The sequence below is a fragment of the Pseudoalteromonas sp. S2755 genome (assembly GCF_005886535.1).
Classification (GTDB): domain Bacteria; phylum Pseudomonadota; class Gammaproteobacteria; order Enterobacterales; family Alteromonadaceae; genus Pseudoalteromonas.
In genome coordinates this window covers 62,046-87,668 of the sequence record NZ_PNDS01000009.1, presented here as the reverse complement: position 1 = coordinate 87,668, position 25,623 = coordinate 62,046, and the positions used below count along the sequence as shown (strand labels likewise).

Here is a 25,623-nt window from a genome sequence, read left to right as displayed (position 1 = left end):
ATATTTGAATGCGCTTAAAGAATATCAGTGAGCAACACACCAATACCGAGCCTTTGGGTATGTGTGTTGTAGTCTATTAAGCTTTCGCCGTAACCATTAAAGTATTGTGCGTAACCACGCAGTCTTCCCCAAATCGGGAATGACCAGTCTAGCTGAATTGCACCGCGATTATCGCTGCTTAAGTTATTGCGCCACATAAAGCCAAATTCATGCTCTTCGTGACGATATACGCCGCTAAACTCGAAGTGGCCTAAGTACTCGTCGATGTTTGGATTGTCGTCCCCTCGCGGGTCTAACACATCGTCTTTATCGTCTTCAGGTAAGCGATACCAAGGTTTAAAGCTGAATACAAACCCTCGGTTTTCCCAGATAAAATTCGCATAGATACGATTCCAAGAGCGGGAGTTTGGTTGACTACGTCCGTTAGATTGGTGAGAAACCCCAAGTACAAAAGCCATCTCATCGCCCCACAGCACGTTTTCATCATCCAAAAAGTTAATCCAAAAGATTTCTGGTTCATAGTTGGTTTCACGAAATGGCGAAGACACATCTTTGTTATACAGCTGCCAGTACGATTGCAGCGTAAAAGCAAAGTAGATTGCCTGATCTTTATCCGAGAAGTTTTTATAAATAGGTGCTTTTAACGAGATTTGGTATTTGGCTTCAAAGTTGTCGATTGGCTCGCCGTCTTCATCGTCAATGTCTTTTAGGCCGTCGAATGGTCTGCTGTTGACGTTGGTCATATAAGAAACTGGCAAAATATAGTTACGCTTATGTGGTGTTAATACGTTACGGTTTTTTTCCGTTACACGTTCACGCGCCATGCGTTTATCTAACTGGCTTAAGGTTTTATCAGCATCAGCCTCAGCACATTCGGTACGGACCTGCTCAATGGTTTTATCTTTTTCTCCAGTTAATACCGCGTTTAGCACGCACTGTTTGACTAAATCGATTTCATCTTCCTGTTGGGCTTCTTGAGCGTAAAGTGGCAAGGTAAGCAAGGCCAAAGCCGATATTGATAAGTTTGTGAATTTCATCCTGTATGCGCCGAGAGTAAGTACAATTGATTACATTATTAACCAATGATAATGAAAGGGAAATGAATCTCGAAGGTCAAAAATGTCAGAAAGAAAAATACGGTCGAATAAGAAAAAGGTGGCGGCTATTGCCGCCATACCTTAGTAAGCGTTAAGCAAAACAAGCAGAGCTTATTTGCTTTGACTTACTCTCACGCAATTTAAGTACTCAAGTTAAAGCGTTTCAACTTGAGTAAAAAACTTATAAAGCTCAGTGCCTTGATTCACGCTAGCAGACGCAAAGTGCAAAATGGCGATGGCATCTTCGTCTAACTTGATCTCATTTAAGGGAGCTTCTGATAAATAGCGCTCCATTCTGAGAATTTTAGCGATGGTTTGACCCGCCTTAATATGTTCTCCAAGCTTTGCTGTATATTCCACCATGCCACCCATTGGGGCATAAAAGGCGCGATAATTCTCTAGCCGACAGACGTAACGGATGATGTCTTGTGGCATAAAGTGCGCGTCTTGAAAGGCTTGCTTATGGTTCAGGTAGCTCAAAATGCTATTAGCGTCATTCAGTGCTTCCGCTAAATCAATCTTTTCTTGAGAGCCAAGCTCAACTGTAAATGCTTCGGTTAATACTGGGATTTCTCTGCCTATAGCCTGATAGGCTTGCTGTAAGTTCCACCATGGGCAAAAACTGGCTTCATCCATGGCTCCATCAAAGTCACTTGGAATAAGCAACACATGTGGAATATCAAAATAACGAGCGCTGTCTTTTGCATACTCAGGGCAATACAAGTGTTTTGCTGAAATTGGCCCCGTATGAAGGTCTAAAACAATGTCAGCCTCGTGAGCTAGACGCTGTAAATTCAAGGCGATGCGCTTACCTGTCGTCAACCTATCTAAGGGCCCATCAAGTAGTGTTTGGGTGCGCTCAACTAATCGTTGGCGAAATTGCTGAGCGATTTCTGTTATTGATAGCGTCGGGTTTTGCTCCACAAACTCGGCAACCAACGCGGAATGGTTGATGTACATTCGATTCCAATTCGTGCCCGTAATTGGATCGAAACGCCCTAAGGTAAACTCACCAGATTTCTGATTACAACCAATCGGGTTTGCGTAAGGCACTAGGGTGATGTCCGCTTTTAATGATAATTGCTTCAACTGTTCCAGCAGTTGATAAATCACTGCATTACCTTGCACCTCGGCACCATGCATATTCGCTTGAATATACACCTTAGGCCCACTGCCATCGCCTTTGATGCGATAGACTGGAATAGTCAAAGGCAGACCATTGGCAATTTCACCAACCTGAATATGTTGTTGTGTAATGGTATTCATGTTTACCTCAAATAACTTGAAGCGGGCTCTGCTTCACGGACACAGCTGATTTCTCCTGCTGAGATGATGTACTCTGCTGGGAGCTCATGACATAAAAAGAACGGCATACTTTCGGTGTAGCCGTAGGCACCACATTGACTGAAAACAAGCCAATCGCCCTCGCTACTGTCGCTTGGTAAGAGTAGGGTGCCTAACTTATCCAACGCTGTACAAAGTGGGCCATGAATATGAAAGTCTGTGACCTCAGCTTGAGACTGGCGTAACAATTCAGCTGGGAACGCTTGTCCGGTAACGGCTGGACGCAGCAGGTGATTGACACCGCCAGCGACAATCAGTTGTTGTTCACCGTAGTTTTGCTTTTGTTCCACCACAGGGTTGAGATAAAAACCACATTCGCCAACCGCATAGCGGCCTAATTCCATCCATAATTCTTCCACTTGCGTGGCGGATTTTATTAATGCGAGCGCGCCTAATAATTTTTGCCAATCGAGAGAAGGACTTTGCCTATCATAGGGAATGCCAAGACCGCCACCTAAGTCGAGTACCTGTAGGGTAATATCTAAATCAGCAGCGAGTTGAACTAAAGGCGTAACCATAGCCTGCCAAAGTTCAGCGAGTGTATCGCTACAGAGCATATTGCCCCACTGGAAAATATGCAGCCCGACAAAATCTAGGTGGGTGTAGTCACTTAAAGTTAGGGCTTGCCACTGCTCAGCACCGAGACCAAAAGGAGTCAGCGTATTGCCACCAAGTGGATTGTGCTCTGCTTTATCAAAGCGTAACTGCACCCGCAGTAAAACTTCAAATTGAAGCTCAAACTCTTCGGCTACTTGATTTAACCAGCGTACTTGATTGTGACTTTCAGCCACGAAAATACGTACGCCTTGTGTTGCAAAATGACGGATCTGCTTTAGTGATTTGGCAGGACCGGTGTTGAGCACGCGCTCAGGTGTGATCCCTTGAGATAACACCTGTTCAAGCTCGCCGCTAGATGCCACATCAAAGTTAAACCCAGCGTTATCTAGGGTTTGAATGATATGTGATAACGGATTCGCTTTTACGGCATACCAAAGCTTAACGATTTGCTGATCAACTAAGGGCTTAACATGCGCACTTAGCTTATCTAAATCGTAGCAAAAGAGAGGCGTGTCCTGTTGCTGGATCAATGCCTCAGCTGCGGTTCGCTGTGACGTGCTCAACCAAGTCATTAGCGTAGAACCTCTTCCAGCGCCAGTGATGCATCACTTTGTTCATCACGGTATTTTACGATAAGTGCGCATGACATACTTAGTCCTTGCTCTCGGGCCCACTCACTTGAGGCTGGACGGGAGCCTGGGATCACTATCGCGTTTTCAGGGATGGCTTCACCTTTGTCAAGCAAGCGCTCGTTTACGCAGTCATAGACAGGAATACTTGCTGAAAGGCGCACACCCGGTGCTAATACGGCACCGCGTTTAACAACAACCCCTTCAACCAATACACAGCCTGCACCAATAAAGGCATCGTCTTCAACAACAACAGGGCTTGCTCCAACTGGTTCTAATACACCACCTACTTGCACTGCTGCGCTAAGGTGGACATTTTTACCAATTTGCGCGCAAGAACCAACCAACGCATGACTATCTACCATAGTACCTGAATCAATATAGGCACCAATGTTGACATAAGCCGGTGGCATAATGATTGTGCCCGCTGCGACGTAAGCGCCACGTCTTACACTGCTTCCGCCTGGAACCATACGAACGCCATCTTGTGCAGCAAATCCGCGTGGTGCTAAGTTATCTTTATCAACAAATCCACCTGGAAATTCCGTATTTACGCCATTTCTAAATGCTTCAAGGATCCCTTGTTTTACTTCTACGTTAGCATGCCAATGGCCTTGCTCATCCTGTGTTGCGGCACGTACTGTGCCATTTTCTAAATCGTTTAGTAGGGTTAACCAGCTCATGTTTACTGCCTTAGTTCCAAGATAAAATCGTTTTGTTCGCGCGAGTGATCGCATCGGTATGGGTGAGTTCCAAATGTGTCAGTGGTGGGCGCAAGTTTGGACTTGTGAGTTTCCCTTGCAAGTGCATTAACACTTTGACTGGTATGGGATTTGCCACTGCAAATAAGCTATTTGCAGCTTCTGACCAAGTGGTAAATAAATTAGGGGAGGTGCCGCTTAACGAGCGCCTTACAAATTCTGCGGTTTGCTGTGGCCATGCGTTTGCCGCAACAGACACCAGACCCGTTGCACCTGCTTGTGCAAAGTAGGGCATTAAGCTATCGTCGCCGCTATAGATGGCGACATCAGGCGCTGCCTGACGAAATGCTTCAAAGGTGGCAATATCACCACTGGCTTCTTTTAGTGCCCACAGATTAGAGTGGCAAGCTAGCTCGCCGAGTAGTTCAGGGGCGATAGCAACAGCACTGCGACCAGGTACATTGTAGAGCATGCAAGGGTTATGGCTCTCATCGAGTAGTGTACTAAACCAATGCGCCAGACCAACTTTGCCAGGCTTTGCGTAGATTGGTGAGCCAAGTAAGAGCGCATGAATGGGTTGCGTATTACAAAAGCGCACCCATTGTGTTTGCTGCTCAAGATTACTGCCGCCAACGGCAACCATGAGCGGTACACTTGGGGCGAGCTGGCAAACAAACTCAACGATTTGTTGCTGCTCTTGTTGGGTAAGCGCAAGGCCTTCGCCGGTACTGCCTAGTAAAAGAATACCGTTACGAGCTTGCTCTTGATCGCGTACAAGCGTCGTTAATGCGCCAAAATCAACCTGATTTTCAGTATCAAAAGGCGTTACTAAGGCCGTCCACAACGGATAGTCAGATAAGTTGAATTGTGATTTCATCTCTACCGAACTTAAATCATGTTCGGAGTTAGGAGGGTGTCCAAACTTCGAACTGTTAAAATTCGAAGAGCAATGGACTTAAAAAGGATAAGGCAGCCAATAGCCTTATTTTTCTAAGACCAGAAGCTCTCCACCAAGTATGTTGGTGACAGTCGCTGGGATTCAGCCCAGTCGCCCGAAACGAGTATTAGCAAACAATAACTCAATTTCTCGGCGTATATTCCCCTCACTAAGTTGCAACGGAGTTTGCTCTCCTTCACTTAGTTACCTGAATAACGCACCTCTTCCAGCCCTTAATTTGACGCCGTGGCATCAAACTATCTAAATAGGGTGAGCGCGCATTGAAACATTTTGGCCGTCTAGGTGTCAAGTATTGGGCTGTAAATAATGCGATTGTTAACTACACTTAAGATTGCGGCTGAGACAACGCTATGAGATGAAAAGCAAAAACATGTCGTTAATAAATAAAGTTAAAAACCGTTACACCGGGGCATTATTAGCTATGGCTATCTTGTTATCGATGGCGATGGGGGTAATGCAGTATCTACTGTATCAACAGAGCCAAGACGCACGGGTAATTAATATTGCAGGTATGCAGCGGATGTTGTCTCAGCGTATCGCACTTTTCAGTGCACAAGAGGATAAAAGAGATAGTGAAGCACTGCGCCAAGCGATTGATAAATTTGAGAGTAATCATGACTTTTTAACCAAAACAGAGCGTGGTGAGACGATTTATCTAAATGAAGCCCTCGAAGTATTTTACTATCAAGGACCTGTGCAGTTGGATGTGCAAAGTAAAGCGTTCATTACCTTAGCAAGGTCACAATTACAGCAACCAGCTCCCCAATTAGTGGCGCAAATTTTTATCGCATCTCAGCATTTACTTCCAAACCTTGATGAGGCTGTTTCACTATTCGAGCAACATGCGCGAAGTAAAACGGAGATGGTGAGGAAAATAGAGTTGTTAATTTGGCTGCTTGGACTGTTGCTATTGTTCATCGAAGCCAAGTTTATATTTCACCCAATGGCGCGAGAAATTGCTGAAGCACTTGATAAATTAGAGGCGGCAAGAAAGCTTGCCGACGATGCGCTACACTCAAAATCACGATTTTTAGCGCGTGTCAGTCACGAGCTAAGAACACCATTACAGGCCATTCAGGGGTATTTAGATGAATACTTGCATAACAAAGACACGCAGCAATTACAGCATGTGAAAAGTGCAGCAAATCAATTAGATAATTTACTTTATTCCGTTCAGGACTTTAATAACCTTTCCGAGCAAGAGGTGGTCATTGAGCGTCATCAAGTTGCGTTGCGAGAGGTAATAAAATCAGCCGGTATTGCCTTTCAATTAACCGCACATAAGAAATCTCTCGCTTTTAATTTGGCGTTGAGTAATGAGTTAGATGTGACTTGTTATTGTGATGGTAAGCGGGTTGGTTGGTTGATCAGTGAATTAGTCAATAATGCAATTAAATTTACTGAGTGTGGCAGTATTCAAGTATTTGCGGATCTGGTTGTAGATGAAAATACGCCATATTTAGAATTTGTTGTTGAAGATACTGGACCCGGATTCGATTACCAACAGCTACGAGAAGCTGTGCATAGCGAGCATTTTCAAGGCACGCAGTTAGGACTTAAACGTTGCCAATTACTCATCTCTGCGCTTGGGGGACGATTAGATTTTATTGCGAGGGAGCCAACAGGTACAAGAGCAACCTTGAGAGTCCCTATTGAAATTGACAATCAACAGGTGCCGACTCTTACAATGGAGCAGGTGTCGGCTCGCATTTTACTGGTGGAAGATAATTTACTAAATGCTCGCGTGATTGAAAAAATGCTTCAGCCCATAGCCAAATTGGTAACGCATGTTGAACACGGTGGATATGCCCTTGAAGTATATGAAGTGGGTAAGTTTGACATCGTGCTAATGGATTTAAATATGCCAGTGATGGATGGCTTTGAAGCCACGCAGCGTTTGAGGGCGCTAGATGCGACTGTGCCTATTTTAGTCGTGACCGCAAATACGAATGCGGAGGATTTGGATAAGGTCTATGCACTTGGTGCAACAGCTCATTTGTATAAGCCGTTGCAACCGGATGTGCTGCATAGCAAAGTGGCGCTATTACTGAACGAGTGTGGAGACTTAATCTCTTCTTAAACGAATATTTCCAACCCCGACTTCTGCATCGATGGAATACTGGCCTTGGCCACGATAGTCGGATGTTGAGCCAACCATACTATTTTCGGCAGTCTCTACGTTGCCAAAACCTGACATTGTTGTTTTACCAACACCTGAATCTAAAGATACCTTTTTGAAATCAGCGGCGGCAGTCTCAATTTTAATTTTTCCTACGCCTACCTCTAAATCAGCAGAGTTATTAAGATCTTGAATATCAATTTTGCCAACACCAACCTCAACATCTAAGGCCAAATTAACAGGCACCTTAACTTGCCAAGATAGTTCATAATCATCCGAATTGATCTCGAGTGATAATCTATCCCCTGATGTGTTGCTGTTTAGGGTAGCTTCACTTACATCTGGTTTACCAAACCAACTGTCTGACTCTTTCGGTTCAACCAAAATGTCGACCTCTATGGTGTCGCCGTTGTAAGTTTGTAGATCGATTTTACCTACGGCAATATCCACCTCTAACTCGGCTAGGCTATTGCTTGGAAATGATGCTGTAATGGTTTTGGAATCTTTTGCTTGTGCAGTCATTGCCGCTGCACTTAATGCTAAAACTAACGCTAACTTTTTCATTATTTTTTACCTTCAACGAGAGTGTTTAAAAGGTAAGTCGCAAATAAAAATGAAAAGGTTTAAAAAGGTTTTTATTTTTTAGGGCGTGTTGATGAAAGTACATTTTACACGCCCATAAATTAAACTACTTACCTCTTGGTAAGTTAGTGCTGAGCGTTATAGTTTGGTGACTGAGTAGCCATTGTTTTTCAGCTGCTCAACAAGGCCATATTTTTCAACGAGATGTAATGCTCCAACGGCAATAAATGTCGATTCATTAGGGAGTTGTTTTTTTAGCACTTCGATCCAGTTATTGTTGCGCTCGATGATCATCAATTGTTCAGCTAATTTGCCGTATTTATCATCCGAAAAGCTTACCTGGTAGTAATGGGATAACTTTTCTAAATCGCCGCTTCGCCATGCGGAAACTAACTCCAAGAAGTAGGTATTCAAATCTGACATCTGTGCAAATGTTTCCTTGAGCATAGCGTCACTATGAATACTCAGCTGACTGAACATTTCAAGCTGATATTCTAAGGTTTCAAATTCACCAATTGGGATCTTCTTTTCGTTTGCGTAGGCTATTACTTGTTTATCGATGCCATTAGTATCGGTAAATCCGAGCTTTTGATATTCCAGTTGTAGCATAGTTACCATCACGGCCCATGGTGCGTAGCGTTCAAATAAGGCGATATCTATTTGCTTTTTGGAGAAGTAATCTTGCAGCTTCTGATAGACTTCTTCAGAGAGTTGGTCTTTTAGAGTTTGGTTGTTTTTTAACAGCATAAATGGCATGGATCGCTGTTGGATTGCAAATGGAGAAAGCGCCTCTAAGTTCACTTCAACCATGACTCTATCACTGCTCGCAATGGCGCTTTTTACCTTGGCCGGTAAACCTTGCATTTGTTTGTCACCGACGTGGACGGTACCAAATAAGTAAGACGTTTTGTTGTCCTTTTCTATTTTCCATAGGCCAACTTCTGCGTTGGCGATATTACTGAAAAGGCTTAAGCAAAGATAAATAAATAACAATGGTGAAAATACTTTAACCATAGTAATGATCCCTGTTGGTTTTAAAGGGTCAGTCTGCGATATTGAAATGTGAATGTCACTAAAAAATGAAGTGCGCTTAGGCGGTAGAAAAAATTTCATATAGGCAAATCGAGAAAGTAAATTTTTCGTTATATCGAAACTGAACCAATAGAAAATTCGCATTTTAAAATGTGTGGTTGTTTTAATTCTTTATCTTATGGGTTTTTGGTTTTTTTATGCGATAAACTCAGGTTTTTAATTTTAAATAGCATAGTTTTTTGTGTTGACTTAAGTGTGCAAGGCGCGGTATTAATAGAAAAAGAGGCAGCACGGTGCTTACACTGAATGATTGCCAAGTTTAAATTTACGGAATTCAAGCAATGTTACTAACAGCAACTCTACTAGTCGTGATTATCAACGTGGTGATTATTATTACCGCGGGGGCTAGTTAGTGCTGTAAGAAAAGTATCAGCATAAACGCCCCCCGCACCAAAAGGTTCGGGGGGCGTTTTCGTTTTAGGGCATAAAAAAGGCAACTGAGAGCAGATCATGAGCAATTCAACAACCGGCGCACAACTTGTTATCAAGGTGCTAGAAGAGCAAGGCGTTAAACACGTATTTGGTTATCCTGGTGGTGCCATCATGCCCATTTATGACGCTTTGTATGGCGCGCCAGTTAAGCACTACTTGACTCGCCATGAGCAAGGTGCTGGCTTTGCTGCTGTTGGGTATGCTCGCAGTACAGGTAAGCTTGGAGTTTGTTTCGCCACTTCTGGACCCGGCGCGACGAATCTTATCACCGCACTTGCTGATGCCATGATGGATTCAGTTCCGTTACTGGCTATCACGGGGCAAGTGCCGACCGCTGCTATCGGTTCGGATGCCTTTCAAGAGGTGGATGTGTTGGGCATGTCTTTGTCATGTACTAAGCACAGCTACATGGTTGAGCGAGCGGAAGACTTGGCTGAAGTATTACAAGAAGCCATGTACTTAGCGCAGTCTGGTCGGCCCGGTCCGGTGTTGGTCGATATTCCCAAAGATATCCAGTTAGCTAAAGTACCTTTTCATCCTTTTGCTGCGCCACAAGACGAACAGCCGAGGGTTTCGCAAACTGAAGTAGCAAAAGCCAATCAATTATTATGTGATGCTAAACGACCCGTTGCCTACATTGGTGGCGGCGTGCAAAGCGCCGATGCGCAGTCACAGCTGATGCAACTTTTAGAAAAGACCCATATGCCAGCAGTATCGACGCTAAAAGCTTTGGGCAGCGTAACGCCAGATTATGAGTATGACTTAGGAATGCTCGGTATGCACGGTACTCAAGCGGCGAATTTGGCGGTTCAACAATGTGACTTGCTGGTATGTATCGGGGCACGGTTTGACGACCGTGTTACGGGGAATTTGGCAAAGTTTGCTGCAGGGGCAAAGGTGATCCATTTAGATATCGACCCTGCAGAAGTGGGTAAACGCAAACCTGCAGCCGCTTCGCTTATTGCAGACTTAAAACAGTCATTGCCACAACTAGAGTGTGTGGTTACGAATAGCGAATGGCTAGAGACTATTGAAGCACTGCAACGTCAACATGCGTGGCGTTATGACTATCCTGGCGAAAAAGTATTTGCACCGTATTTGTTAAATCAACTGAGCCAAAAGCTACCTAATACAGCGGTAGTGTGCTGCGATGTAGGCCAACATCAAATGTGGGTGGCGCAGCATATGAAATTCAGTCATCCAAGCAATCACTTAAGTAGTGGCGGTGCAGGCACGATGGGATTTGGCTTACCAGCTGCAATTGGTGCACAGATAGCACGTCCAGATAACACAGTGATCACGGTATCTGGTGATGGCTCCATCATGATGAATATTCAAGAGTTGGCAACCATCCGCCGTAATAACCTGCCAGTTAAAATACTAATATTAGACAACCAAAGGCTGGGTATGGTGAGACAGTGGCAGCAACTCTTTTTTGACGGTCGTTACAGTGAAACCGACCTGTCAGACAATCCAGATTTTGTCTCATTGGCTGCCGTGTTCGGTATTCCTGGGCAGACAATTACTCATGCAAACCAAGTAGATGACGCCGTTGACGCCATAGTGAATGCGCAAGGGCCCTATATTTTACATGCTTGTATCGACGATAAAGAAAACGTATGGCCGCTTGTTCCACCTGGTGCTGCCAATGATGAAATGATGACGGAGAACCTTTCATGAAACACCATTTAACTGTTGCAGTAAAACAACAGAGCATCGCAGTGGAGCGCTTTTTACGCGTAGCCAGACATCGCGGATTTCGCTTAACGAATTTGGAATTACAAGGTCAAGATGACTTATTCCACGTCAAAATGACGGTAGATAGTGACAAACCTATCTATTTATTAACCTCACAACTGAGTAAGCTAGTAGAAGTGCAAGCGGTTGACTTGCATACACTACAGAAACAGGCAATTTAGAAGAATTAAGGTAGTTAACAATGACACAAACATCAGAAGTAATTTGGCATAACGGTGAAATGGTTCCTTATTTTCAAGCGACCACCCATGTGCTTAGTCATGCTTTACATTATGGCAGCTCAGTTTTTGAAGGGATCCGTGCTTACGATACACCAAATGGTCCAGCTGTTTTCCGCTTAACCGATCATATTCAGCGCCTCTTTGATTCCGCGAAGATCTACCGTATGGAAATTCCTTTTACCCAAGAGGAAGTAATCGCAGCGTGTAAAGAGACTATCCGCGCAAATGACTTTACCAATGCTTACCTTCGTCCATTTGCATTTTTGGGTCATGTAGGCCTTGGTTTAAATCCGAAATCACACCGTGCAGACATGACTGTCGCTGCGATGGAATGGGGGGCGTACCTTGGTGAAGAAGGCTTAGCGCAAGGTGTTGATGTGTGTGTTTCTTCTTGGAGCCGCCTTGCACCAAACACCATGCCTACTGCGGCGAAAGCGGGTGGTAACTATTTATCTTCACAGCTTATTTCTGGTGAGGCGAAGCGTAATGGTTATGTTGAAGGGATCGCGCTTGATGTTAATGGCTACCTGAGCGAAGGTGCTGGTGAGAACTTATTTGTTGTGAAAAAAGGCGTGCTTTATACCCCGCCAACCACAGCTTGTATTCTACCAGGTCTTACGCGCGACACTATCATCCATTTGGCGAAAAAACGCGGTTATGAAGTACGTGAAGAGCCGATCGCTCGCGAAGCGCTTTATCTTGCTGATGAGTTCTTTATGGTTGGTACCGCAGCGGAAGTAGTACCTGTTCGCAGCGTAGACAAAATTACCGTGGGGAATGGTGGTAGAGGTCCAATTACGGAAGAGTTACAGCAGGCCTATTTCGCTTTGGTTAAAGGTCAAGCTGATGACGAAAATGGCTGGTTAGAATACGTAAACGAATAATTTTATTGGAATCGGGGCTAAGCGTCCCGGACAACAGCGCATTATAAATTGTGGGAATGAGGAACTCGGCATAGCCGAGAAAAAAGGTGAAGCATGGCTAAATTACGGAGCAAGACAACTACTGAGGGCAGACAACGCGCGGGTGCTCGTGCATTGTGGCGAGCAACGGGAATGACGGACAGTGATTTCCATAAACCGATCGTTGCGGTCGTGAATTCATATACCCAATTTGTTCCGGGTCATGTTCACCTCAATCAACTTAGCGCATTGATGGCTGATGCGATAACAGAAGCGGGCGGCGTACCTCGCGAATTTAATACCATTGCCATCGATGATGGTATCGCCATGGGTCACGGCGGCATGCTTTACTCGCTTCCGTCTCGAGACTTAATTGCTGATTCGGTAGAGTACATGGTTAACGCTCATTGTGCCGATGCTATGGTCTGTATTTCTAACTGCGACAAGATCACCCCTGGTATGCTACTTGCGGCACTGCGGTTGAATATTCCGGTGATCTTTGTTTCCGGCGGCCCAATGGAAGCGGGAAAAACTCGCTTAGCGGATATCGATCTAAAATTGGATCTTGTCGACGCTATGGTGAAAGGCGCAGATCCAACCGTGAGTGATGAAGATTCTGAGCAAGTAGAACGCTCAGCTTGTCCTACTTGCGGTTCGTGTTCAGGCATGTTTACTGCCAACTCCATGAACTGTTTACTAGAAGCGCTGGGCTTAGCGTTGCCTGGTAATGGTACGACACTAGCGACACACAAAGACCGCCAACAGCTGTATTTAGGCGCAGCAAAGCGCATCATGGCTTTGTGTGATGAATACTATGGTAAAGACAACGAGCAAGTGCTGCCGCGCAACATTGCTAACCAAGCTGCATTTATGAACGCCATGACATTAGATATCGCGATGGGTGGTTCATCCAATACCGTGCTGCATTTATTGGCGGCAGCGCAAGAAGGCTTTGTCGATTTTGATATGAATGACATAGATCGCTTATCTCGTAGCACACCTTTTTTGTGTAAGGTTGCTCCGGCAACACAGCAATATCATATTGAAGACGTTCACCGTGCAGGCGGTATTATGGCTATTCTCAACGAGCTAGCCAGAGGCGATAAATTGGACCTGTCGGTGGGGCATGTTGCTGGCGGAAATCTAGGTGAAGTTATTGCGCGTTGGAATGCCGCAGACCGTGATAACGAACGGGCACAAACTTTCTATCGCGCGGGACCTGCTGGGATCCGCACTACCCAAGCTATGAGCCAAGAGTATCGCTGGGATGAGCTTGATTTAGACCGTGAAGGCGGCTGTATTCGCTCTATCGAGCATGCGTTTAGGCAAGATGGCGGCCTTGCTGTATTGAAAGGTAACTTAGCGCCTGATGGTTGTATCGTGAAAAGTGCCGGGGTGGCCGATGAAATGCTGCGCTTTACGGGGCCGGCTGTGGTATTCGAGTCTCAAGACGATGCCGTCGAGGGGATACTGGGTGGCCAAGTTAAGAAAGGTGATGTAGTGATCATTCGCTACGAAGGGCCTAAAGGTGGTCCGGGTATGCAAGAAATGCTGTACCCAACTAGCTATCTTAAATCGATGGGGCTAGATAAAGACTGCGCTTTACTTACCGATGGTCGTTTTTCCGGCGGTACTTCTGGACTTTCTATTGGCCATGCGTCTCCAGAGGCTGCCAGTGGTGGCAACCTGGCGCTGGTTGAAAACGGCGATGTTGTCGCTATCGACATCTATAACCGCAGTATTGACGTTAAACTGGACGACACCGAGTTGGCGCTGCGCCATGAAAAGCAACTCGCTCGTGGTAAAGAAGCGTACAAACCAGTTAATAGAGAGCGTTATGTGAGTCCCGCGCTAAAAGCCTATGCGCTGCTTGCAACGAGTGCGGACAAAGGCGCGGTACGTGACTTACAAAAACTAGAGGAGTTAGGCTAGCGATGGTTTCCCAAGAGCTTGATTACTTTAGAGCCATTATTCAGGCGAATGTGGCACCGCTCGTTGAGGTAACGCAAGTGAATCAATTAGAGCAAATGTCGGCCCAGCTTGGTAACCAAATTTGGCTGAAAAGAGAAGACCAACAACCTGTCTATTCTTTCAAATTGCGTGGTGCGTATAACAAGCTCCGTCAGTTGCCAAAAGGATCGCGGGTGTATACCGCTTCTGCGGGTAATCATGCTCAAGGGGTTGCACTAAGTGCAACGCATCTAGGTCAGCACGCCACGATTGTTATGCCTGTGACTACGCCAGAGATCAAGGTCAACGCGGTTCGTAAGCTCGGTGGTGAAGTGATCTTACACGGCCATCACTTTGATGCGGCAAAGCAGTACGCGCTAGATCTTTGTGAAGCGCAAAATGGTGTTTTTGTCCCGCCATTTGATGATAAAGATGTGATCATCGGCCAAGGTACGGTGGCGCGAGAGTTAATTCAGCAACTTGATGAACTAGATGTCGTATTTATTCCCGTAGGAGGTGGGGGGTTGCTTGCGGGAATGGCAGTGTATTTGAAGTCACTTCGCCCTGATATCCGTATTATTGGGGTAGAAGCTGAGGACAGTGCATGCCTTAAAGCCGCGCTTGAAGCGGGAGAACCTGTGGAACTTGAGCGAGTCGGTGGCTTTGCGGACGGCGTGGCGGTAAAGCTTATTGGTACAGAAACTTTTCGATTAGCACAAAAGTTTTGTGATGAAGTCGTGACGGTTAATGCCGATGAAATTTGTGCGGCGGTTCAAGATATTTTTGTGGAGACGAGAGCAACTGCAGAGCCTTCTGGCGCGTTATCAACCGCGGGTTTGAAGAAGTGGCTCACGCAAACGGGTGAAAAGGGGCTGAGTGTTGCGGCTATCTTGTCAGGCGCTAATTTAAACTTCGATCGGTTGAGATATATCGCCGAAAGAACGGCGCTAGGTGCTAAACATGAAGCATTGCTCGGGGTGACTATTCCAGAGGAAAAAGGCAGCTTTAAGCGTTTTTGTCACTCTCTTGGTGGCCGAGCGATCACCGAGTTTAACTATCGCTATGCCGGCTGCGGCGAAGCGCAAATTTTTGTTGGTGTCGGGCTTAGAAATGGCCAGCAAGAGCTAACTGAGTTAACCGCTTCGTTGCATCAAAATGGCTATCTGTTTGACGACTTATCAGATAACGAACTGGCAAAGTTACATGTGCGATATATGGTAGGCGGCAAACCGCCGAGTGTCATGAATGAACGTTTATTGCGGTTTGAATTTCCTGAATATCCAGGCGCATTAGCGCGCTTTTTAGACATGCTCGGCTGTAATTGGAATATTACTTTATTTCATTATCGTAATCATGGCGCGGCACAAGGTAATGTGTTGGCCGCTTTTGAAGTTGAGCCCAGTGATTATGAGCGTTTTGATGAACATCTTGCAAAGTTAGCGTATCAGTTTCAAGAAGAAACAAATAACCCGTGTTTTACACGCTTTTTGCATGGCGAGCAGTTAACAAAGCAAAAGGCTGGATAATAAGTACTGAGTTAGGTACGCTGGTCATGAAAGTATCTAATTTTATCAGTGGATTACATGATTAGAAAAAGAACAAATAAGGACATCTTCATCACGTTAGTTGCAAGGCTTGTATTGTTTGCGGGCTTATATTTTGGTGTGAGCGCGCTTTGGCCAGATCTGTTTGAACACACACTTTTCTTGCCAATTGCGCTTTTAATAACAGTGATATCGGTCGTATTAAGAGGCGATTTTGATACCAACAGACGCCCTGAGCAGATGTTATTAAAAGAGGGCGAGAAGTTAATACTCATCTACGGGGAAAATAAAACTATGATGCCAATAGCACAAGTTGAGTCTGTCGCTATCGATGAGAATTATCTTGGGATCATCGAGAAGAATAATGGTAATGGCTATGACATTATGTGTAAAGGCAGCCAAGAGCAGATCTATCATCACCTTAAGAACATACTAGGTACACATATAGAGAATTGTAAAGTACAACTGCTTTGAGCCCTAGTCAGCTAAAGTAGCACTTAGCTTACTGTTATATTCAATACTTATCCAATCTTAATGGCAGCCTGAGCACTGTAAACTATAGTTAGCTATTATCAGTTGAAAAACGCAAGGATATGATGTTTAGGTACTATGTTGCGTTATTACTTTTATTTTTGAGCACTCAGATTGCAGCCCTTGAAAAAGTCACATTACAGCTAAAGTGGACACATCAATTTCAGTTTGCTGGTTACTATATGGCAAAGGAAAAAGGGTTTTACCATAAGGAAGGGTTAGATGTTCATATTCTTCCTGCTGATCCCAATAATCCTAACGTTGATTTTCGTGTGTTATATGGTCAAGCTCAGTTTGGTGTGTTTCACTCAGGCCTCTTAAAACAAAGACTTAATGGCAAACCCTTTGTGGCGCTTGCAGCCGTGTTACAGTCTTCTCCTTACTGCTGGATGGTGAGGGCTGACAGTAATATTTATGTTCCCCGAGATTTTCAGGGGAAACGCCTCAGTCATTTAGGACACACGGAAAACGGCGAATTACTTATGATGTTGCAACGTGCCGGCGTCAATACACAAAATATGCGCTTGTATTCAGGCCGTGAGCCACTAAAAGACTTTATCGCGGGTAAATTTGATGCGATGCAAGTTTATAGCACCAATGAGCCTTATGCAGTGCAGCAAAGTGGTATAGCAACTCGTGAAATTTGTCCGAAGCAGTTTGGTTTAAACGTTTACGCTGATGTGCTTTTTACTACGGAAAGTGTACTAGAAAATCGTCCTGATCTTGTTAAGCGTTTTCGTCGTGCGAGCCTTAAAGGTTGGCGATACGCTATGTTACATCTAGAAGAAACCTTAGCGATAACTAAGCAGCAGTACGCTACCCAAAAATCCTTGGAACAGCTCGCATTTGAGGCTGAGAAGTTAAAGGAGTTCATAAAGGTGGCTAATATTCCAATTGGAACAATGTCGACGGCAAAATGGCAATGGATAGCACAGCTATATCACTTAGATATCAGTCAATTTCATGAACATAAGGCGCGTTTCATCTATTCTGAAGTGAAAAATGAACAACTCAATTTATCTTGGGCGTTGATTATTGCTGCGATTCTAACATTGCTCTGTATCCCCATGTATATCCACTTAATTTTTTCTCGTAAATATCATCAACAATTACGCTAGAATAAGGGTATTGTTTCCCTGACAACCGTGGCCATTGTGGAACCGAGCAAACGCTTTCAACTTTTAGATAAATTATTATTCGATACCCGACAATATTGGCAGATCGTTGCCTTTGAGCATCTCACTATTCCTTGGCCACAACTGCAATCAGAATTACTGCGGTTAAGCGACGATGCAGTATCAACATTAGACAATGACACTGATGCTCTTTTTACTTTTTTTAGCCAGCACATTCCAGAGCTCGAACAACTGAATGCTCTAAGCGTTTTACCGCAAAAAATGGGTCACAGAGATGAGTTACCATTTTGGCTGAGCAATGGCATAAAAGGACGTAAATTAGAGCAACTTCAAGACTTTGTTGCTGCAGTAAACGAAACCAAAGCATCGGTATTAGAGTGGTGCGCAGGTAAAGGTCATTTGGGTCGACTGCTTTCTTATCATGGTGCACCTGAAGTAAACAGTATTGAGCTTCAAGCGGATCTATGTCGACAAGGAGAGGAAAGTGCGAAGCGGCAAAATCTAAACTTGCATTTTCATTGTGCCGACGTGCTGAAAGATGACATACATCACCACTTTGTTGAAAATCGCCATGGTATTGCACTGCATGCATGTGGTGAATTACATCGGGTATTTATGCACCAAGCAGTGGCGAATGGCATGAAAAAGCTATCGCTCTCTCCATGTTGCTATCACTTATTTACACCACCTGATTATCAAGCCATGAGTGTTGAAGCACAGCAGAGTCAGCTCAATTTGTCTCATCATGACATGAAGTTGGCGCTGCAAGAGACAGTTACAGCGCCTGGAAGAGTGGCACAAGTACGTAAAAAAGAGGTGAGTTGGCGCTTAGGATTTGATGCGCTGCGCAGAGAACTGACAGCAGATAAACATTACGTGAGTGTGCCCTCGGTCAATAAGGCTATTTTTTCGGGGGCATTTAGTGATTTCTGTTATTGGGCAGCTGAGCAGAAGCAACTAATCTTGCCTGATGGAATCGATTTTGACCAATATGAACGTATTGGGCGTGAACGAAAACAAGTAACGGACAGAATTGAGTTAGTACGACACGTGTTTCGTCGTGCGATTGAGATCTGGTTGGTCCTGGATAGGGTTTTATATCTGCAAGCAGCTGGGTATGATGTCACCCTTAGTACTTTTTGCGAAAAGTCACTCACCCCAAGGAATATTTTGATACAGGCTGAGCGTCAGTCGGAGAACCATTAATGTGTAATACGAGCCCAAGTCCGCTTAGTCATTTACTCGATAACAATAAACAGTGGGCAGATCGCACCAATGCCAGTGATCCTGAGTTTTTCAAAAAGCTATCGCAACAGCAAAATCCAGATTACCTGTGGATTGGCTGCTCTGACTCTCGTGTCCCTGCAAATGAGATTGTAGATTTAATGCCCGGAGAGCTGTTTGTTCACCGCAATGTTGCTAATGTTGTTGTGCATACCGATCACAACTGTTTGTCGGTCATGCAGTATGCGGTTGAGGTGCTCAAAGTGGATCACATTATGGTGGTAGGCCACTACGGTTGCGGTGGAGTGCAAGCGGTGCTTGATAATGCTAAGTTTGGCCTTATCGATAACTGGCTGCGTCATGTCGCGGATGTGAAAGAGAAACACCAAGCGATTATCGAACAAGTGAACAGAGAAAAGCAGTGTGCGGCGCTTTGTGAGCTAAATGTGGTTGAACAGGTGCGCAACGTGTGTCAGAGCAATATCGTTCAAGATGCTTGGCAGCGAGGTCAAGCTTTGACGGTACACGGATGGGTCTATGGTCTAGCTGATGGTCTCTTGAATGAGGTGGTGAACGCCGTAGAAGATATGGAGCAACTATCACTTTGCTATGAAAAGTCTTTGCTTGGCGTGAATCAACGCTATTGCTAGGGTCAACATAGTTTAGAGATTGCGTGCGCCACAAGCGCACGCTTTACTTTCCAAAGCTTTGGTTGCTTATTCCTGCGAGCCGGATGCTTGGCTGGCAAGTTGTGCTTCTAACTGCGCCACTTTTTCTTCAAGTTCAACCAATTTTTCACGCGTACGGATCAGCACTTTGCTTTGAATATCAAACTCTTCTCTGCTAACAAAATCCATTTCTGATAATTTGCTCTGGATCGCCTGTTTCGTTCTTGCTTCAAATGTTTCAGCAAGATTCTTTACGCCCTGTGGCATGTTACTGGAAATTTGCTTAGCAATTTCTTCAATTTTGGCTGGATTAATCATCTTCTTACCTTAGCTTGCGAGTCAGTATACACAGTCCATCTTACCTTATGCGTAGCAGACGGAAAAGGTTCGCTTCATAGTTTTACATGGATACGATAAACTAGGGCCTGTTTATAAGAATTCCTCAACCCCTCAGCACTGACAGTTGTTGCCAACATTGTGCTAAGCGAGAAGATAACCGGATTAGTTGCATGAAGCTCAACCCAAAACAAGACGAAGCGGTAAAATATATCAGTGGTCCATGCCTTGTATTGGCAGGTGCGGGCTCAGGTAAAACCCGGGTTATTACCAATAAAATTGCCTACCTCGTGCAGCAGTGTGAATACAAAGCCAAAAATATCGCAGCGGTCACCTTTACCAACAAAGCGGCGAAAGAAATGCGTGAACGTGTGGCACAAACTTTGGGCAAGCAAGAAGCTAAGGGTTTGTGGGTGTCTACATTCCATACATTAGGGCTGGAAATCATTAAAAAAGAGGTCAAGACCTTGGGTTATAAACCAGGCTTTTCCTTGTTTGATGATCAAGATACCAATCAGTTGTTAAGTGAACTCACTGAAAAAGAGCTCGAGCGTGATAAAGACTTACTCAATTTGCTGAAAATGCAGATTGGTAACTGGAAGAACGAGCTTATTTTGCCTGAGCGTGCTATTCGAGAAGCGCGAGAGCCACAAAAAGCGCTATTCGCCCAGCTTTATGCGCGTTATCAAACGCAGCTGCGTGCTTACAATGCGTTAGACTTTGACGATCTTATTATGATCCCAACTTTGCTTTTGAATCAGTCGGTTGATGTAAGAGAGCGCTGGCAGCAACGTTTCCGCTATTTGCTGGTGGATGAGTATCAAGATACCAATACCAGCCAGTATCAGTTAGTGAAGCTGCTAGTTGGTGAGCGCGCACGTTTTACTGTGGTTGGCGACGATGATCAGTCTATCTATTCATGGCGTGGCGCTAAACCGCAAAACTTGGTGCTGCTGAGCAAAGACTTTCCGGGCCTAAGACTTATCAAGTTGGAGCAAAACTACCGTAGTGCAGGTCGGATCCTAAAGGCCGCGAATATTCTTATCGCCAACAATCCCCATGAATTTGATAAACAACTGTTTAGTGAACTGGGGTACGGCGACCCGATCCGTGTGATCGCAACTCGTGACGAAGAACATGAAGCGGAGCGTGTGGTCGCGGAGATCATTTCACACAAGTTCATGAAACGTACTAGCTATCGCGATTATGCTTTGCTCTATCGCGGTAATCACCAAGCTCGAGTGTTTGAAAAGGCACTCATGACCAACCGTATTCCATACAAAATTAGTGGCGGTATGTCTTTCTTTGCGCGCAGTGAAATCAAAGACATCATGGCTTATTTACGGTTCTTGGTGAACCAAGATGATGACAACGCATTTTTACGTATCGTTAATACCCCACGACGCGAGATTGGTCCGGTGACATTAGAAAAGCTAGGTAGCTTTGCCAACGAGCGCCATATTAGTCTATTTGCGGCGTGTTTTGAGTCAGAGCTTGCGGATCGCTTGGCGGGTCGTGGCTTAAATGCATTGATGGGATTTGCGCGCTGGGTGGTTGAGCTTTCCGACCGAGCAACCCGCGGAGATACCTTGGAAGCGGTAAAAGATATGATCCGTGAAATTAATTACGAAGCGTATCTTTACGAGTCATCTCCCAGCGCTAAAGCGGCGGAGATGCGGATGAAAAACGTATCAGAATTATACCGTTGGATCAGTGATATGCTTACTGGAGACGCAGATAACCCCGCTATGACACTGCCAGAAGTGGTAAGCAAACTCACATTAAGAGATATGCTTGAACGCAATGAAGAGGAAGATGACTCAGATGCAGTGCAGTTATTAACGCTGCATGCGTCCAAAGGTTTGGAATATCCACACGTATTTATGGTGGGGATGGAAGAAGGCTTACTACCCCACCAAACGAGTATTGACGAAGACAATGTCGAAGAGGAAAGACGTTTGGCCTACGTTGGCATAACTCGAGCTCAGCAAACCTTAACATTGACTTATACCAAAAGTCGTCGTCAATTTGGCGAGCAGATCACCCCAGAGCTGAGTCGCTTTGTACAAGAATTGCCGCAAGATGATTTACAAATTGAAGGGAAAAAGCCTGTGGCGACACAGGCGGAACGAATGGAAAAAGGTAAGTCTAACGTTGCGAACTTACGGGCAATGCTAAGACGGGACTGATTCGTTATCAAAACTCTGGATAACGGCTACACGTTCGTTGCCCTTATCCAGCATTTGTTGTTTGCCAAAAAATAGCTGCAAGCCATGCTTTTCCAGCAAGCTTCTAAAGTTTAAAATCGCAGGACCCCGGGCGATGACCTTAATATTTTTCACCTTAGTTACGGCTAAAATACCTTGTAATTGAACCTCATAACTCGTTTGCTGTAAGACGCGTTTACTAAACGTTGAGCTTAATAAGACATAGGTAAAGTCAACTTGGCTGATTAGGGTGAGATCGCAGCGATCTTTACCAAAATTATTCAGTCCAATTGGGATCCCTATATCGGCTAAGGCTCTAAGGTTTAATACCTGCTGACTAGACGCAAAGCGAATTTCGCTTTCTTCGAATAGCAAACAAAGTGTTTTGTCTTGCCGCTTAAGCTGCTGCTTTAACGTGTCAAAATGTGCGCTTTCGAGTAACATTGCTGAACAACCAAATAGCATATCTTCATCACGGCTAAGGGCTATTTCTTGCGCTTTGTTAAGTAGGTGTAGCTCAATTTCAAGTAGTTGAGATTTTTCTGCGGCAAACTTTTTCAGAATATCAAAACTGGTGCTGCCTAACACTGGATGTTCGCCAAAGGCTTCCAAAAAGCCAATTGGTTGGGCGTTATCAGACCAGTTCACGATTTCCGTACAGCGGAAGTGGGTAGGGAGCTTATCTAAGTGATGCTGCTCTTGCTGCTTTTGAGCATTTGAGCTTGCGGTTAGCAATGGATGATAAAATTCATAGCGACCACGGCCAGCGTTTTTAGCATAGTACATTGCCGCATCGGCATCTCTGATAATTTCATCGGTGTTACGGTATAGCTTATTACTGTAGGTGATCCCTATGCTGGCACCGCTTTGCATGCATACCCCCTTCAAACAGAAAGGTTGCTGCATGACTTTGATAATACGTTTGGCGACATCTTCCGCTTGCTGACGATCGGTTAAATGATCAAGTAAGATCACGAATTCATCACCAGCAAGTCGAGCTAATAAATCGTGTTCACGAATACACTCTAAGAATGACTGTGCCACCCACACCAAAAATTGATCACCTGCCTGATGACCTAATTCATCATTAATGTCTTTAAATTTATCTAAATCAATAAAAAGAACAGCAAAGTTATCTTCGGGATAACGATGATGTTTCTTCAGCGTCTTTTCAAGCTGAGTTAAAAACAAACTACGGTTTGGAAGACCTGTGAGTGAATCATGATGAGCATCATGATAAAGCTGTTGCTCAATCTTTTTGCGCTCTTCCATCTGCATTTGCAGGTGTAAATTGGCCTGCTGTAGCTCTTTGGTTTTTTCCGCAACTCGGTGTTCTAACTGCTGGTGACTGATCTTGAGCGCTTGGTTCGCTAAATGTGTTTGTAGTACAGAGGCAATCTGATTAGATACAAAAGAGATCAGCTCAACATCATCATAATTAAATTCGTGTTTGTGCTCATAGGCCTGACATGCGATCAGGCCGATGACGCCAGTAGCTGTTTTTAATGGTGCACCTAGCCAACTGGTTGCAGCAAGCTTGTGGTTGTAGCCTGCAGGGCGTTCTACTGTACCCTCAAGTGCTAAGGCTTTGGCGCGGGTGCTGTCTATTAACTGGCTTTGCTCAGTACGAATGACCAGCTCACTATACCCTTTTGCAAATGGACGAGGGTTATAACTGGTTTTTTCATCAACGCTATACGGGAAGGTAAGCCAATTCGTCTCTTTATCGTAAAGCGCTATGTAGAGGTTGTCGGCAAAAGTAATAGAACGAATAATGTCGTGAACTTGTTGGTAAACATCGTCAATATCGGAGAACTGGGTTGCTAATTCAGAAATCTTGAATAAGATTTGCTGTCTTTCTAGCGCACGCTTGCGGTTTTCTATCTCTTTATTAAGTGCTTCATTACTTTGCATTAGTGCCCGCGTGCGGATTTTCACTTCTGACTCTAGTAATTCACGCTTTTTAACACGTTCAATTGCAGTGGCCAGATACAGTGACATTACTTCAAGCAATTCAACTTGATGATCGCTGTAGGATTGCTCGGCTTCGTAGCTTTGCGATACCATAACGCCAATAATTGCGCCGTCGCGATAGATAGGTACACCCACCCAATGCTCCGCTTGACTGCCCATTATTTTAAACTCGCCAGCATTGGCTCGCGATAGCATGTCATCTTTGGTGAGATAAACGGTTTCGCCAGTTTTAAATACAAAGCCAGTCACACCGTCTTTAAAGTGATGTGCTTCATGGAGTGGGACAGAAATACCGTCTTTTTCATCAACAAAATATGATAGCTCAAGCGCTTGAGTAAAGCGGTTTTGCAGGACAACATAGAAGCTTTTGCTAGGTAAATATTGAGACAGAATATTGTGAATTGCGGGATATAACAGGGTAAGCTCAGCAACAGTGCTAGCCTGTTCTGATAACTGAATTAATGTGTATTGAAGTTGAGACTTTCTTTTATACTTTTTGAGTAAAGACTCTAATCTGGCGGTTCGCCGAGATAGTCTCCTAACCTGCTGTTGTGGCTCTTCCAATGACGAAACCAGTTCTTATTGTTGTTTAATTATTGAGCTTAATAGTTTCACTTTTAGCCGAGGCGGTCAAGTGTAAATTTCTCATTCTTACTCGCTTTATAAAGCAATATAAAGCTGGTGCTAGTCAACCTCGGCTTCGGATAATTAACGCCTTCTAGCGGCCAATTTTAGCGCTAACTGCGTTGGGCTCACTTCCAATAGACAGCCTTTGGAAGTGAATTCGCCTTGCCTACAGGATGTAGGGATCTTAGCGTGGGTAGGACACGCAAGCGGTGTAATTCCCAAAACTCTCTGACTAAATAAGGAAATAATTCAATGTGATTTTAAAACAAGGAGTTAGCTCGTTCCTTATCCAAACTTTCGGTTAATCATAGCTTTTATAACACTATATTGAGACGAAAATGCAGCGATAAACGCTGCACTGTCCAATAAGTCTTTCAATCCAAATAGAGAAGTTGAAATACTTATTGTTTCGTCATGAAATCGATTGCTGCTGCAATTTCATCATCCGAGCAGTTCATACAAGTACCACGAGGAGGCATTGCGTTAAAGCCGTTAATTGCGTGGTCTAATAGTACGTCTGAACCTTTTGCTAGGCGCGGAGCCCAATCGTCAGCTGTTTTCGGAGCACCTAATGCGCCTGTGCCGTGACAAGCAAAACATGCTGCTTGATAAACCTGCTCACCTGAGCGAGGGCCTGATGGCTCGGCTTCTGCTGCACTTTCAGCGCCAGCTAAATACACTGAGCCGATAGGCTGAAGACGTTTTTTAATCGCTTCTTCAGTTAGAGAATTGTCGTATGGTTGCGCAACTGCGGCTGTTGATAGCAATAAAAGTGCTGCTGAAAGTTTTTTCATTTACCTTGCTCACTTCGTTTGAACGTGTTCAATCACGATAATGGATGACGGAATTATCGGGATTATAACGTCACCTGTTCATTTATAAAACGTAAACTTGAGTATAAATGGTTAAAACCATTAATTTATTGCGTTAGGGCAAGCTTTTTTGCCTAAATTTGCATTAGCGCAAGGCCGAAATGTGAGTCAGTCGACCTTGGCGCATTTTCCTTAATAATACGAGGAAAAACTTGTATCGA

Annotated in this window: 21 protein-coding genes and 1 riboswitch; of the genes, 11 read left to right on the top strand and 10 right to left on the bottom strand. The window is 44.5% G+C overall.

All coding sequences use genetic code 11. The annotated features are described in order from the left end of the window. Nucleotides 1-14: 14 nt before the first annotated feature. The 5 genes from CWC03_RS02415 to dapA form a co-directional block, all read right to left on the bottom strand. Nucleotides 15-1,037 (bottom strand): phospholipase A, encoded by a 1,023-nt coding sequence (locus tag CWC03_RS02415; protein WP_138580426.1) that lies wholly within the window; start codon nt 1,035-1,037, stop codon nt 15-17. Nucleotides 1,038-1,250: 213 nt separating this feature from the next. Next, on the bottom strand, nt 1,251-2,363 hold the full coding sequence (locus CWC03_RS02410) for a succinylglutamate desuccinylase/aspartoacylase family protein (protein ID WP_138580425.1): 1,113 nt from the start codon (nt 2,361-2,363) through the stop codon (nt 1,251-1,253). A gap of 2 nt (nt 2,364-2,365) precedes the next feature. Then, nucleotides 2,366-3,571: a PLP-dependent decarboxylase gene (locus CWC03_RS02405; RefSeq protein ID WP_138580424.1), complete on the bottom strand. Its 1,206-nt coding sequence runs from the start codon at nt 3,569-3,571 to the stop codon at nt 2,366-2,368. Further along, nucleotides 3,571-4,311, bottom strand: coding sequence for a 2,3,4,5-tetrahydropyridine-2,6-dicarboxylate N-succinyltransferase (locus CWC03_RS02400; RefSeq protein WP_010376345.1), 741 nt, complete (start codon nt 4,309-4,311; stop codon nt 3,571-3,573). The genes CWC03_RS02405 and CWC03_RS02400 overlap by 1 nt, the downstream gene beginning before the upstream one ends. A 10-nt stretch (nt 4,312-4,321) precedes the next feature. Continuing rightward, entirely contained in the window at nt 4,322-5,206 is an 885-nt protein-coding gene (gene dapA, locus CWC03_RS02395) for a 4-hydroxy-tetrahydrodipicolinate synthase (protein ID WP_138580423.1), read from the bottom strand. Nucleotides 5,207-5,321: 115 nt separating this feature from the next. Then, nucleotides 5,322-5,500, bottom strand: a riboswitch (Lysine riboswitch). A gap of 157 nt (nt 5,501-5,657) precedes the next feature. Between dapA and CWC03_RS02390 the strand changes: the two genes are divergently transcribed. After that, entirely contained in the window at nt 5,658-7,367 is a 1,710-nt protein-coding gene (locus tag CWC03_RS02390; RefSeq protein WP_249313924.1) for a response regulator, read from the top strand. Here the strand turns inward: CWC03_RS02390 and CWC03_RS02385 are convergent. Together CWC03_RS02385 and CWC03_RS02380 are read right to left on the bottom strand one after the other, a co-directional pair. After that, nucleotides 7,353-7,970, bottom strand: a complete 618-nt coding sequence (locus CWC03_RS02385) for a toast rack family protein (RefSeq protein WP_138580421.1) — start codon at nt 7,968-7,970, stop codon at nt 7,353-7,355. The genes CWC03_RS02390 and CWC03_RS02385 overlap by 15 nt on opposite strands. Nucleotides 7,971-8,126: 156 nt before the next feature. Then, nucleotides 8,127-9,002: a TraB/GumN family protein gene (locus CWC03_RS02380; RefSeq protein ID WP_138580420.1), complete on the bottom strand. Its 876-nt coding sequence runs from the start codon at nt 9,000-9,002 to the stop codon at nt 8,127-8,129. Nucleotides 9,003-9,530: 528 nt separating this feature from the next. Between CWC03_RS02380 and ilvG the strand changes: the two genes are divergently transcribed. The 9 genes from ilvG to can all read left to right on the top strand — a co-directional run bounded on the left by ilvG (nt 9,531) and on the right by can (nt 19,428). Continuing rightward, complete coding sequence (gene ilvG, locus CWC03_RS02370; RefSeq protein ID WP_138580419.1) at nt 9,531-11,192, top strand: acetolactate synthase 2 catalytic subunit; 1,662 nt, start codon at nt 9,531-9,533, stop codon at nt 11,190-11,192. After that, nucleotides 11,189-11,431 (top strand): acetolactate synthase 2 small subunit, encoded by a 243-nt coding sequence (gene ilvM, locus CWC03_RS02365; RefSeq protein ID WP_010376329.1) that lies wholly within the window; start codon nt 11,189-11,191, stop codon nt 11,429-11,431. The genes ilvG and ilvM overlap by 4 nt, the downstream gene beginning before the upstream one ends. Before the next feature lie 20 nt (nt 11,432-11,451). Beyond that, a complete protein-coding gene (locus CWC03_RS02360) occupies nt 11,452-12,375 on the top strand; it encodes a branched-chain amino acid transaminase (RefSeq protein ID WP_102055914.1) in 924 nt (307 codons plus the stop codon). Nucleotides 12,376-12,468: 93 nt separating this feature from the next. Next, nucleotides 12,469-14,325 (top strand): dihydroxy-acid dehydratase, encoded by a 1,857-nt coding sequence (gene ilvD / locus CWC03_RS02355; protein ID WP_010607767.1) that lies wholly within the window; start codon nt 12,469-12,471, stop codon nt 14,323-14,325. Nucleotides 14,326-14,327: 2 nt separating this feature from the next. After that, nucleotides 14,328-15,869, top strand: coding sequence for a threonine ammonia-lyase, biosynthetic (gene ilvA, locus CWC03_RS02350; RefSeq protein ID WP_138580418.1), 1,542 nt, complete (start codon nt 14,328-14,330; stop codon nt 15,867-15,869). 57 nt (nt 15,870-15,926) lie between these two features. Continuing rightward, nucleotides 15,927-16,361: a hypothetical protein gene (locus CWC03_RS02345; protein WP_138580417.1), complete on the top strand. Its 435-nt coding sequence runs from the start codon at nt 15,927-15,929 to the stop codon at nt 16,359-16,361. 122 nt (nt 16,362-16,483) lie between these two features. After that, a complete protein-coding gene (locus tag CWC03_RS02340; protein WP_138580445.1) occupies nt 16,484-17,536 on the top strand; it encodes an ABC transporter substrate-binding protein in 1,053 nt (350 codons plus the stop codon). A 27-nt stretch (nt 17,537-17,563) separates the two neighbouring features. Next, on the top strand, nt 17,564-18,760 hold the full coding sequence (locus CWC03_RS02335) for a methyltransferase (protein WP_138580416.1): 1,197 nt from the start codon (nt 17,564-17,566) through the stop codon (nt 18,758-18,760). Then, a complete protein-coding gene (can, locus tag CWC03_RS02330) occupies nt 18,760-19,428 on the top strand; it encodes a carbonate dehydratase (protein ID WP_138580415.1) in 669 nt (222 codons plus the stop codon). Before CWC03_RS02335 ends, can begins: the two co-directional genes overlap by 1 nt. Nucleotides 19,429-19,494: 66 nt before the next feature. Here can and ubiK read toward each other — a convergent pair whose 3' ends face one another. Continuing rightward, nucleotides 19,495-19,764, bottom strand: a complete 270-nt coding sequence (ubiK, locus tag CWC03_RS02325; RefSeq protein WP_138580414.1) for a ubiquinone biosynthesis accessory factor UbiK — start codon at nt 19,762-19,764, stop codon at nt 19,495-19,497. A 191-nt stretch (nt 19,765-19,955) separates the two neighbouring features. On the opposite strand from ubiK, the gene rep reads away from it, so the two are divergent. Next, nucleotides 19,956-21,971, top strand: coding sequence for a DNA helicase Rep (gene rep, locus CWC03_RS02320; RefSeq protein WP_010607774.1), 2,016 nt, complete (start codon nt 19,956-19,958; stop codon nt 21,969-21,971). On the opposite strand, the gene CWC03_RS02315 is transcribed toward rep, so the two are convergent. Then, nucleotides 21,957-24,527 carry a sensor domain-containing diguanylate cyclase gene (locus CWC03_RS02315; RefSeq protein WP_138580413.1) on the bottom strand — a complete coding sequence of 857 codons (2,571 nt, stop codon included), beginning with the start codon at nt 24,525-24,527 and terminating at the stop codon, nt 21,957-21,959. The two genes, rep and CWC03_RS02315, sit on opposite strands and share 15 nt — an antisense overlap. A gap of 464 nt (nt 24,528-24,991) precedes the next feature. After that, entirely contained in the window at nt 24,992-25,384 is a 393-nt protein-coding gene (locus CWC03_RS02310) for a c-type cytochrome (RefSeq protein WP_138580412.1), read from the bottom strand. Between the last annotated feature and the right edge of the window lie 239 nt (nt 25,385-25,623).